Genomic DNA, 12,131 nt, shown 5'->3' with positions numbered 1-12,131 from the left:
GGAGGGACCGCAAATGCCATCCTCGATCAACCGCCGCAACGGCTGAAGCGTGCGAATATTGCGGTTGAGGAGGATTTGTACGATCTTGACGTCGGAGCGAAGATTTGGTTGCCCGGCGCCCACTCCGTGAAGATTGTTCATTGGCGACACCCCCGCATCTCAACCCCGCGACGGGTCGGGCTGATTGCCATTTAAGCACTAAGCCTCCAAGCCGGTTGGATACCCTATGATCAACTAATTTGCGCGATATAGTCGCAGATTTTTCAGACGACAAGCCTAACGCCCTTTAAAGCGAAGGCATTGAGAAGAATCGTGGGGAGATGATGCCGGCGTCACGATGGATTACACCGACGTCCTGTGACAGTATGGTGACGCCCATGGAGTTGCTCGGTGCCCCGTCCGGACCGTTTACCAACTTTGTAATTTCGGGCATTGCATAATCGCGATGGATGATCGGCAGCGGGGGGAAGGTTGAATATGCTATTCGACGAAAATCAATCTGCCTTAAAGATGGCCTGACCATGCCCACCTGGACCCGCGCCAATGCCTCACTGACAATGACGTCCCCGCTCGGGGCGGACGCGCTGATTCCGACGTTCCTGTCGGCTCAGGAGGGCATCAGCCAAACCTACTTTTTCGACGTCCACGTAGTCAGCCAGAATGGCGCGGTCGATCCGGACAAACTGCTCAACCAACCCGCCTGCGTTACGCTCCAGGCCTCCGGCACACCCGTGCGCTACTTCCACGGCATCGTCCAAACCGTCAGCAGCCATGGCGTGACACGCGGCCAATCCGCCGACACATATTATGTCTATCGCCTGGTCGTGGTGCCACGCCTTTGGTTCCTAAGCCAGACCGTCGATTGCCGGGTGTTTCAGCAGAAAACGACAGTCGATATCCTGAAACAAATGTTCGCGGACGCCGGTCTTACCGACGTCACCCTTCCGTCGCCGGGTGCGGCACGCGAATATACCGTCCAGTTCAACGAAAGCGACCTGACCTTCGCGACGCGGTTGATGGAGGAAGAGGGGTACTTCTATTTCTTCGACCATACGGCGTCGGCGCACAAACTGATCATCGCCAATGCGGGCACCGCCTTCACGGACATGGCCGGTGCCCCCACGATGCACCTGGGCGGCGATGCCGATGCCACATTCGTTACCGACTGGTCGCGTCCCGCGCTGACAACGCGCGGCAAGATGACGCTGAAAGACTATGATCCGACCAAGCCGGATACGCTGCTGAAGGCAGACAAACCGACCACCCTCAAAACCGGCGGTACGACGCAGCGCGACGACTTCCGCTGGCCGGCGAATACGTTCGACAGTGGCACGGTCACCAATAGAGCCCAGTGGGAAATGGAAGCGGCGGAGGCGCACGCGTCGCTGTACGAGGGCGGCAGCCGGTTCGGAAAGCTGGTCCCCGGCGTCAAGTTCAAGTTGGCCAGCCGGCCGGCCAGCCCTTACGACAACACCTACGTGGTGCGCTCGATCAGTCATCATGCGACGGACGATACCTGGCTGTCGCAGGGCGGCTCCGCGGCATACAGCAACAATTTCACCTGCTTTCCGGCCTCGGTCCCGTGGCGTCAGCCGATCGTTACGCCGCGCCCGCGCATGGACGGCATCCACACCGCCATCGTGCTCGGGCCGAACAGCGCGGCGGGCGCCGACGTCAAAAGCCAAAGTGGCGAGGAAATCTACACGGACGCGCTGGCCCGGGTGAAAGTACGTTTCTATTGGGACTATCGCGCCGAGGCCACGGGCGGACAGTCGGTCTGGGCGCGGGTCATCCAACCTTGGGCGGGTAAAGGATGGGGCGCGCAATTCATCCCTCGCGTTGGTACTGAAGTCGCCGTCGCCTTCGTCGATGGCGATCCTGACCGCCCCATCGTCGTGGGCGGCCTGTATAACGGCCGCGATACGCCGATCTACAGCGAAAGCGATAAAACCAAGTCGGGGTTCCGCACCCGATCCAGCCTGAGCGGGGGCACGGCGAACACCAACGAGTTTACCTTTGACGATAAGAAGGGCAGCGAACTCGTTTTCACGCACGCGGAAAAGGACCTGACGACCGAGGTCGAGAACGACCAGACCCTGAAGGTCGATAATTGCCGTATCGTCACCGTCAAAAAAGATGAAACGGTGACGATCGGCCAAAATCGCTCGGTCACCATCGACAAGGGCAACGACACGCTGGAGTTGAATTCCGGAAACCGGTCGGTCACGGTGGACAAAGGCAACGATGCCCTGGACATCAAAATGGGGAACCTCTCGATCAAGGCCGACGCGGGCAAGATCGAGGTGCAGGCGATGCAGTCGATCACCCTGACCGTCGGCAGCAATTCGATGAAGATCGACCAGACCGGTGTTGCGATCAACGGCATCATGGTCAAATTCGCCGGTACTGCGATGGCAACGTTGAAATCCCCCATGACAACTGTTTCCGGCGACGGCATGCTCACCCTTAAGGGTGGCATCATGATGTTGAACTGACATGTCCGACGCCCTGAAAAAATTCAATGCCACCGATCTCGCGGCATTGCTGCCGCGACTGGATCTGCCGCCGGCACCGAACGTCGCGATCAAAGCCTGCGCCAGTGTGCCGGATGCACTGGCGGCACTCGAGGCGGGCGGATTCTTGCTGGAGGCCGCTCGCATGGTCGCACACGCTCTGCCGAAGCGGGAGGCAGTTTGGTGGGCCTGCATGTGCGCTGTGCATACCGCGCCGCCGGACCTGCCTGAGCCCGATCGTATCGCGCGCGAGGCAGCGGAACTTTGGGTTCGCCAGCAGACCGATGCGTCGCGGCGCGTCGCTATGGATCGCGCGCAGGCGAGCGAGTTCAGTACACCGGAAGCATGGAGCGCGGTTGCCGCGTTTTGGAGCGGGGATTCAATGGCGCCGGAAGGCCAGGCACCGGTTCCACCCGCGCCGCATCTCACCGGTACCGCGGTATCGGGTGCGGTTGCATTGGCCTCGGTTCGCGGCGATGTCAGCCGCCGCAAGGCGCGATTGGAACGCTTCCTGGACAGCGGCCGCAACATTGCCGCCGGCGGTCCTGGCCGGTTGACGCCGGAAGACAGCTGATGTTTCCGGATCACTGCCTTTCGCCAATGATCGATTGTTCTTCACGTCGGAGGATGCGCTCGTGCGCCTGACCCTGACTGTTCTACGCTGCCCACCGGCTGTCGCGCCCGAGACGCGCACGCTGGAAGGTGGGGAGTTCTCGGTTGGCCGCGGACCTGGCGTGGACTGGGTGCTTGCGGACACCGAGCAGTTGGTCTCGCGACGGCATTTCACCGCGGCATTTCGGGGGGGCGACTGGCAGATCGCCGATGACAGCTCAAACGGAACGTTCGTGAATCATGACGGAGCCCCGATCGGCAAGGGGAACAGGCGCACGCTGCGCGATCATGACCGCTTGCGCGCCGGCCCGTACGAGATCGAGGTTCATCTGGAGGCAGTTGAGGAATTACAGCAAACCCAGTCTTACGGCCACGCCGATCCGGAACCGTTCGAATATGACGCCCCCGCGCCCGGCGGGTATGCGAGTACGATCCCGGAGGACGCGTTCGACGAGCCGTTTCACGAGTCGTTCAGGTCACTGGACGCAGCGCCGTCGTTAGGCACGCCATTCGTGCAACAGACGCAGGCGGATCATTCGTCCATCCTCGAGGATGCCATGCAGCCGCCGATGCCGACCGGCGAGATGCATTCCCATGGCGGTGGGGTCATTCCCGCCGGCGATTTGCTGCCTGACGATTGGGAAAAGGATTTGCTGGAGGGGATTGGTGAGCCCGCACCCGCGGTAAGCCCGATCCCGGAGGATCCATTTGTCGCGCCGCCGGCTCCGGCGCATTCCCCTCCTGCGGTCCCGCTCCAGGAATCTCCGTTCGTGTCTGATCCGTTCGCGGCTGAAGCACCGGGGGAGGCGCCGGTTCCGAGGGCCGAGATCGATACGCCACCGGTTCATGTGTCCCCGGTCCCGGTGCCGCCGGTCCATGCCGCCCCAGTCGAGGAATCGCCTTCGCCGGAGGATCCGTTCGCGGAGGCGCCCATTCAGCCGAGACCGGCACCGGTGGTGGAAGCGCCGATCGCCAAGCCAACCGTTTCAGCCGGCGACTTTGACCTGCTGTCGGCGTTTCTCGAGGGTGTGGGCCTGTCGGGCGCACGGCCGGCCGATCCTGCCGCCACTTTGCAGCATTTGGGCGAGGCATTCCGAGCGTTGGTGGCCGGGCTGCGGGCTGTCTTGATCGCACGCGCTTCGATCAAGAGCGAATTTCGTATTGAACAGACATTGATCCGTGCGCGCGGCAACAATCCGTTGAAATTCTCGGCTGACGACGACGATGCGATATCGGCTTTGCTCGGGGTTGGCCGGAGAGTGGACATGACGCCCGCCGCCGCCGTCACCGATGCCCTGCGCGATATCCGGCTGCATGAATTGGCGTCCATGGCGGCGATGCAGTCCGCCGTACGGGCCGTCCTGGATGGTTTGCACCCGGACAAGGTGCGGGCGTCGGCCGAACAGGGGGGCGGTCTCAACGTTTTGCCGGGTCAGCGTAAGGCGCGGGCCTGGGACGTCTACGAGGCTCTGCACACGCGAACGGTTCAGGCCCTCAGCGACGATTTCGACAGCGTATTCGGCAAGGCATTCGCGCGGGCATACGAGGACGCGCTGGGCGATCTGTCCGCCAAGGAGAAGAAATGACGATACGGCGCGGCTTCATTGTTTGCATCGGTCTGCTGCTGACCCAGTGCTCGTCACCACCGCCGCCACCGCCGGTGGTGACGCTCACGATCACCGCCAGCCCTCAACAAAACCCGGACACGAGCGGCAAGCCGTCCCCGGTTGCCGTGCGCATATTCCAGTTGAACGCGACCGCGAAATTCGAGCGTGCGGATGTATACGCGGTGATCGATCGGGAACAGCAAACGCTGGGTACCGACAGTGCCGGGTCGCAGGAGTTCGTGCTGGCGCCGTCGGAAGTGAAAACGGTGACGATTGAGCCAAAGCCGGGTGTTTCGGCGATCGGGGTGACGGCGTTCTATCGCGACATCGATCACGCGAAGTGGCGGGCCGACGCACCGATTGCCAGCAGCGGTCCCACCAAACTGGCGGCTGAGATTGGTGCCCTGGCCGTGACGTTGAAGCCCGCGCCCTGAAGCGACATTCGGCCCAGCGGCTGAGACGCGAAGGGGCGCTGGCAAACATTGAGCGAGTGCGCAATGATGTTCCCATTGGGAGGCGTTGATCGATGAGCTGGACCAACAGGGTGGTCTGGCAGGAAGGGATGTTCCTGCGCACGCAGCACTTCCAGCAACAGGATCGCTGGATGGAGCAATTTGTCCGCGGCTGGGTGCAATCCCTGAGGCCACATCCCTGGGGACTGCTGGACTACGCGCTGAACCGGGATCTGCTGGCGACCGGCCGCTTCGCGCTTGGCAAGGGCACCGGCGTATTCGAGGACGGCACGCCGTTTTCGCTTCCCGGGGAGGCCGACCATCCGCAACCGCTCGATGTCCCGGAGAATGCCAGGAATGTCCTGATTTTCCTTGGACTCCCGATTCGTCAGGACGGGGCCGTGGAAGTCGGGGACGCGTCCACGCCGGGCCGCTATCTATCGCGTCAGTTCGAGGCATACGACACGCAATCCGCATCGCCGCAGCCGGCCGACCTGCAGGTCGGACGATTGAACATGCGCTATTTGCTCGAAACCGAGGAACGTGCCGGATATCTGTGCATCGCGCTGGCCCGCATCACCGAGGTGACGGCCGATCGGCGCGTGATTCTGGACGAACGTTGGATTCCGCCATCGCTTGTCTGCTCCGCGACGATGCCGCTGTCCGGTCTGGTGAGCGAACTCGCGGGCATGCTGAATCAACGTGGCGAGGCCCTGGCGGCTCGTATGACCGCGCCCGGTCAAGCCGGTGTTGCGCAGGTGGCCGATTTCCTTCTGCTGCAGACGATCAACGGCTGGCAAAATGTTCTGTCGCACTGGGGCGATTCGGGGAACGTGCACCCGGAGTCGCTTTACACGACGCTGGTGCAGATGGCGGGTGAGTTTGCGACGTTTCTGGAAACCCGACGGCCGACGAAATATCCGGCCTATCGTCACGATGACCTGCAACGCAGCTTCGCGCCTGTCGTGGCTGATTTACGCCGTGCGTTGTCGGCGGTGCTGGAGCAGACGGCGATCCCCATCCCGTTGCGCGATCCACGCCACGGTGTGCGTGTCGGACCGATCAGCGACCGGTCGATCTTGCGGGCGTCGAGTTTTGTGTTGACCGTCCAGTGCGACATGCCCACGGAAACCCTGCGCCGAGCCTTTCCTTCGCAGGTCAAGATCGGTGCGGTGGAGCAGATCCGCGACCTGGTCAACGTCGCACTTCCTGGCATTGCCGTGCGAGCGTTGCCGGTCGCGCCACGGCAACTGCCATTCTACGCCGGGGCGAGCTACTTCGAGCTGGATCGATCAAGTCCGCATTGGCAGCAGATGCAGAATTCCGGTGGGTTCGCCATTCATGTGGCGGGCGACTTTCCCAACCTCCGTCTTGAACTTTGGGCCATTCGCGGATGAGCGACAATCCATTCGACGAGGACAGCGACCGGACCGTCATCCGGCCAGTGCCTGGCGGTCGCAGGGCAGCACCTCCGCCAGCCACGGACCCATCCGCCGAACCACCGATGGGGGGGGCAGCCGGCGCGCCGGGAAGGGATCAATCGGGAGTGGGGGCGCCCCGCGGTCCGGCACCGGGTCGCGCGTCCATCGGGCAGGGCGATGCGGAAACGATCGTACTCGGCGTCAATCCGCTTGTCGCAGCGGCTGGGCCGTTGCTGGCGCTGATTGGGCGGCTGGCGCGCACTTACTCGCAACCCAATCCGACCGATCTCCGGGAACGGACGCTGCAGCAGATCCGAGCTTTCGAAGACGGCGCGCTGAAGGCGAATATTCCGCGTGAGCAGGTCATCAAGGCGCGATACGTGCTGTGCGCCAGCCTGGATGACGTCGCGCAGAACACCGAGTGGGGCCGGGATGGCCAGTGGGCGTCGCGGCCGTTGGTCGCGGGTTTCCGCGAAGGGGTGCGCGGGTACGAAGGCATTCAGGCGGGGGTGGGTTTCTTTCGCCTCCTGGCCGAAACCATGCGGAGCCCGGGCACCGACCTCGCATTGCTGGAACTGATGTATCTTTGCCTCAGCCTTGGATTTCTGGGGGAGCTTCGGGTCGATCCAAGGCCGATGGCGGCGTTGGATCGCAAGCGGCAGGACCTGTACACGGTCATCGCCAATCAGCGTCACGCCGGCGACCCGGCGTTGTCGCCGCATTGGACGGGTGTGGCCGCGCCGTACAAACCACCGCGCGCGATGGTGCCGACCTGGGTGATCGGCGTGGCGGCGTTGACCCTGATCGGCGGCTTGTTCGTCTGGCTGTCCACGGGATTGAGTGCTGCCTCCGACGATGTGTTCGACCGCATGCTGGGTGCCCCGCTCGCGCACCTACCGGAGATCGTGCGCTCCGCACCCGTTCGGCCGCCACCGCCGCCGCCGGTGCCGCAGGTCCAGGCGCCGGAACCGCTGTATGTCTTCCTGAAGCCGGAAATTGATCAGGGTCTGGTCACCGTGCTGGGCGATCATTCGACGCCGGTGGTGCGGATCCGCAACCGCGGCCTGTTCGCGTCCGGCCGTGCGACCGTCGCACCCGGGTACGTGCATTTGCTGGAACGAATTGGGCAGGCCTTGAAAGCGGAGAAGGGACCGGTGCAGGTGATTGGCTATACCGATAATCAGCCGATACGAACGGTTCAGTTTCCGTCCAACTTCGAGTTATCGAAGTCACGTGCTGAAGCGGCGAGCGCGATCATCGTTCGCGCCCTGGGTGAACCCGGGCGTGTCACGGTTGAGGGGCGCGCGGACGCCGATCCGATTGCTTCCAACAGCACGGCGGACGGTCGCGATGAAAATCGCCGAATCGAAGTCGTGTTGCACAGGCAGGACTGATCATGCGGGCAATACTCCGGTTCCTCGGTTCCCGATGGTTCCTGACGTTCCTCGGCGTCGTGCTGCTGTCGCTGCTGGTATGGTGGTTCGGTCCGTTCCTGTCGTTGCTGGAAAGCTGGATCGCACGCGCCTTGGTCATCGCCGTGATGGTGTTGCTTTGGGCTGGCACGAACCTGCTGCTCGACCGGCGTCGCAAGCGAACCGAAACAGCCCTGGTGGAGGGTGTGGCGGGGCCGGCGCCCGATCCATCGGCGACGGCTTCCGCCGAAGAGGCCGCGGCGATGCGCCAAAAGCTGTTGGGCGCGCTGACATTGCTGAAGAAGGCGTCCGGCTCGCGTGGTTACCTCTACGAGCAACCCTGGTACGCCATCATCGGGCCGCCCGGGACCGGGAAGACGACGGCTTTGCTGAATGCGGGCCTGTCATTTCCGCTCGCCGCGGAGATGGGCCAGAAGGTCGCCGGGTTCGGTGGCACGCGGATGTGCGACTGGTGGTTCACCGACAACGCGGTGATGATCGACACCGCCGGCCGCTATACCACCCAGGAAGATTCGGCGGTCGACCGGGCTGGCTGGGACGCCTTTCTGTCGCTGCTGAAGCGGACCCGCGCCCGTCAGCCGTTAAACGGCTTGATCGTGGTCTTCGCGCTGCAAGATGCGGCGCAACCCGACCGGAGCATCGGCGGTTCATCGGCCCCGGAACGCTCTGTCCACGCCGCCACCATCAGACGCCGAATCAAGGATGTCTACGAACAGCTCGGCGTCCGTGTGCCGGTCTACGCGCTGTTCACGAAAGTCGATCTGGTCGACGGGTTCACCGATTTCTTCGGCGACCTGGATCGTGAAAAAATGGGTCAGGTCTGGGGCGTGACATTCCCGCTGGAGGCGTCCAAGTCCAGCGCGGCGGCCACGTTCAGTGGCGAATTCGATCTGTTGATGCAGCGTCTGAATGGTCGTGTGCTCGATCGATTGAATGCCGAACGCGGCGCTGACAGGCGGCCGCCAATCGCCGGCTTCCCGGTTCAGATGGCCAGCCTGCAGGGGCCGCTGACGGAATTCATCAATGAAGCGTTCGGGGCGTCGCGGCTTGATGCCGCACCGCTGTTGCGCGGCGTGTACTTTACCTCTGGCACGCAGGAAGGCACGCCGGTTGACCGCCTGACCGCGACCATGGCGCGCAGCTTTGGCATCGACCAGATGCGCGCGCCGTCGCTGGTTCCGGAAAAGGGCCGAAGCTACTTCCTCAGCCGGTTGTTGAAGGACGTGATTTTCGGCGAGTCGATGCTGGTGTCGCGCGATCCGGGCGCCATTCGTCGCAAGGTGCTGCTGCGCGCGGGGGCTGCTGCCCTGGCGGTGATCGTGGCCATCGTCGGCACCGGGGCTTTGCTGCAAACGCGCAGTGCGAACCTCGAGGCGGTTTCGCGGGCCAATACGGCTCTGGCTGCATACAACGCGGCTGCGCAGGCGTTGCCGCTTGATCCCGTGCGGGATTCCGATCTGCCGAGCATATTGCCGTTGCTGGATCAGGCGCGTGCTCTGCCGTATGGGGCGGGAGACTATGTGCCCGGCGCCCAATGGTTCCCGGGGCTGTCCCAGACCGGCAAGTTGGAAGCGGCGTCGCAAGTCGTTTACCGCCACGCGCTGGAAAACATTTTGCTGCCGCGGCTGATCGTACGGCTGGAAAGCCAGATGCGGCAGAACTTCAACCAGCCGACCTTCCTGTATGAAGCAACGCGGGTTTATCTCGAACTGGGATCATTGGGGCCGCTGGATCGCAATTTGATCAAGCAATGGATGCACTTCGACTGGCAGGCGAACTTCCGTGGCCCCGCCGCGGACGAGACGCGCACGCGCCTGGAAATGCACCTCGCCGCCTTGCTGGATGACCGGCTGCCGAAGGTTCCGTTGGACGGCGCCCTAATTGAGGACGCGCAGCGGACATTCAGCCGGATATCCTTGGCCGACCGGGTCTACAGCGCGATACGCCGATCACCGCAGGCGGCGGCCTTGCCGCCATGGCGTCCCGGCGATGCGGCCGGAGAGTCCGGTGTCCGCGTGTTCCATCGCCGGTCCGGCAAGCCGATGACCGACGGTATCCCAGGCTTTTTCACGGTCAACGGGTTCTACAAAGTGCTGCTGCCGCAACTGCCGATCGCAACCCGGCAGGCAGCCAGCGAAAGCTGGGTCCTGGGCAGGCAGACGGAGGTCGATCCGAACAGTCCGCAGGCGTTGTCGCTGGGGACCGATGTCATCAAGCTTTATACCGACGATTACATCCGGACCTGGGACGATCTGCTCGCCGATATCGATGTCGAGCCGCTTGGGTCGATCCAGCAGGCCGTGCAAAGCCTGTACATTCTTTCTTCGCCGCAATCGCCGATGCGCGATCTTCTCACAGGTATCGTGCATCAGCTTATGTTGACAGTCGCGCCCCCGGCCGATCCGGCCAAGGCGGCGGCCGGCGGGGTGGCCGGGGCAGTCGCTAACGCCGCCAACGCCGCGACCTCTCAACTGACGAATGTCTTTGCGACGAATGGGCCGGCCGCCGACCCGCCGGGCAAGGTGGTCGAGACTCATTTCGCCCCGCTGATCGCGTACGTGGGCAAAGGGCCGGGGGCACCGATCGATGCGGTGCTGAAGCTGATGAACGATTTGCAGCAGCAGTTGGCGCAACTGGCCAACAGCGCGCAGGGTGCCCCGCCGCCAGCGGGGGGGACCGATCCGGCGCAATTGCTGCTGGCGGAAGCATCCCGAGCACCCGAACCTGTGCAAAGATGGGTGCAGGTCGTAACCGGGGCCGGCAATACGCTGCGCAGCGGCGGGGCCAAGAAGGGCGCGGGGGAGGCATTCAACGCGCCGGGTGGCCCGGCATCGCTTTGCAAACAAGCGGTGGCTGGCCGCTATCCGTTCAGTCCATCGTCACCGAACGATATTCCGTTGGATGACTTTGGCCGCCTGTTTGCCCCTAACGGGTTGCTCGACCAATTCTTCACCACACAACTTCGCCCGTTCGTCGATACATCTGGTTCGACGTGGCACGCGCAGGCGGTGGCCGGCGTCGCGGCGCCCGTATCGCCGGGGGATCTGGCGCAGTTTCAACGGGCCGCCGCGATCCGCGATCTGTTTTTCGGCGCCGGTGGAAACCAACCCACGGTGCGCTTCGATATCCAGCCGATTTCGGTGGACAACGGGGCCAAGCAGGTGACGCTGGATTTCGATGGGACCACGGTGGTCTATGCCCATGGTCCGCTGCGCTCGGTGTCGGTGACCTGGCCGGGACCGAACCGAATGAACAGCGCGCGGCTGGTGTTTGATCCGCCGCCGTCCAGTGGACCGCCTGTGCTGCAGGCCGATGGCCCGTGGGCGCTGTTTCGCCTGTTTAACCAGGGTATTCTGCAACAAGCGGGTTCGGCTGATCGCTACACACTGACCTTCAACCTCGGTGATCGGCACGCGGTGTTCGAGATCAGGGCGGGGTCGGTCCTTAATCCGTTCGCGCCGGGTGTTCTGCGTGATTTTCGATGCCCGAAACTTTGACCCAGGCCAAGACGGCGGGGTTCTACGGCAAGGTGCCGGCACGGGGTGACTTTGTGCGTTCCGGCCTGCCGCGCGACTTCGTTGAAGCCTGGGACGATTGGCTGTCGGAGGTGATGAGTGCCAGCAAGGAGATCGGTGGCGACGCCTGGCTGCCGGCCTTTCTGGAAGCGCCGGTCTGGCGGTTCGTGTTGCCGCCCGGTTTGTGCGGAGCCTCTGCCATCATCGGCCTGATGCTGCCGAGTGTGGACAAAGCCGGGCGGTATTTTCCTTTGACGTTCGCGGCGGCGGTCGATGGTCCCGGCGTGCCGTTTGGTTCGGCGGCGGATGCGTGGCTGGATATCTGTGAGGACGCCGGGCGTGCTGCGCTGGACCGAGATCTGGGACCGGACGATATCAAGGCGATGGTGCCGCTGCCGGATCTGCAATCGCGGGACCAACCTGCCGACGAAACGGAATGGTGGACAGAGGGTTCCAGCCGTTTGGGTCCGACCCAGAGGACATTGCCGGGTCTGCCGGATGCTTCAAACTTCTTGGAAATGATTGGAATCGCGACCCAGATGGGATGATCGCGAGCCTTGGCGTGATGGGCGTCGTTG

At 63.4% G+C, this 12,131-nt stretch carries 8 protein-coding genes; all 8 read left to right on the top strand.

The genetic code is table 11. From position 1 onward, the window contains the following. Nucleotides 1–521: 521 nt before the first annotated feature. Nucleotides 522–2,495: a type VI secretion system Vgr family protein gene (locus tag GSQ89_RS18525; protein WP_158927916.1), complete on the top strand. Its 1,974-nt coding sequence runs from the start codon at nt 522–524 to the stop codon at nt 2,493–2,495. 1 nt (nt 2,496) lies between these two features. After that, nucleotides 2,497–3,087: a DUF6931 family protein gene (locus tag GSQ89_RS18520; protein ID WP_158927914.1), complete on the top strand. Its 591-nt coding sequence runs from the start codon at nt 2,497–2,499 to the stop codon at nt 3,085–3,087. A gap of 61 nt (nt 3,088–3,148) precedes the next feature. Next, on the top strand, nt 3,149–4,711 hold the full coding sequence (tagH, locus tag GSQ89_RS18515; RefSeq protein ID WP_158927912.1) for a type VI secretion system-associated FHA domain protein TagH: 1,563 nt from the start codon (nt 3,149–3,151) through the stop codon (nt 4,709–4,711). Beyond that, nucleotides 4,708–5,166, top strand: a complete 459-nt coding sequence (tssJ, locus tag GSQ89_RS18510) for a type VI secretion system lipoprotein TssJ (RefSeq protein WP_158927910.1) — start codon at nt 4,708–4,710, stop codon at nt 5,164–5,166. Before tagH ends, tssJ begins: the two co-directional genes overlap by 4 nt. 92 nt (nt 5,167–5,258) lie before the next feature. Then, the gene (tssK, locus tag GSQ89_RS18505; protein WP_158927908.1) at nt 5,259–6,581 is read left to right on the top strand and encodes a type VI secretion system baseplate subunit TssK; all 1,323 of its coding nucleotides are present in this window, start codon (nt 5,259–5,261) and stop codon (nt 6,579–6,581) included. 149 nt (nt 6,582–6,730) lie between these two features. After that, entirely contained in the window at nt 6,731–7,999 is a 1,269-nt protein-coding gene (gene tssL / locus GSQ89_RS18500) for a type VI secretion system protein TssL, long form (RefSeq protein WP_254073271.1), read from the top strand. A 2-nt stretch (nt 8,000–8,001) separates the two neighbouring features. Beyond that, a complete protein-coding gene (gene tssM, locus GSQ89_RS18495) occupies nt 8,002–11,535 on the top strand; it encodes a type VI secretion system membrane subunit TssM (RefSeq protein ID WP_158927904.1) in 3,534 nt (1,177 codons plus the stop codon). Beyond that, entirely contained in the window at nt 11,520–12,101 is a 582-nt protein-coding gene (gene tagF / locus GSQ89_RS18490; RefSeq protein WP_158927902.1) for a type VI secretion system-associated protein TagF, read from the top strand. The genes tssM and tagF overlap by 16 nt, the downstream gene beginning before the upstream one ends. Nucleotides 12,102–12,131 lie beyond the last annotated feature (30 nt).

Source organism: Acidisphaera sp. S103 (assembly GCF_009765975.1).
In the GTDB taxonomy this organism is placed as follows: domain Bacteria; phylum Pseudomonadota; class Alphaproteobacteria; order Acetobacterales; family Acetobacteraceae; genus Rhodopila.
Note: the sequence above shows the minus strand (reverse complement) of the source record. Positions and strands in the feature narration are given on the sequence as shown.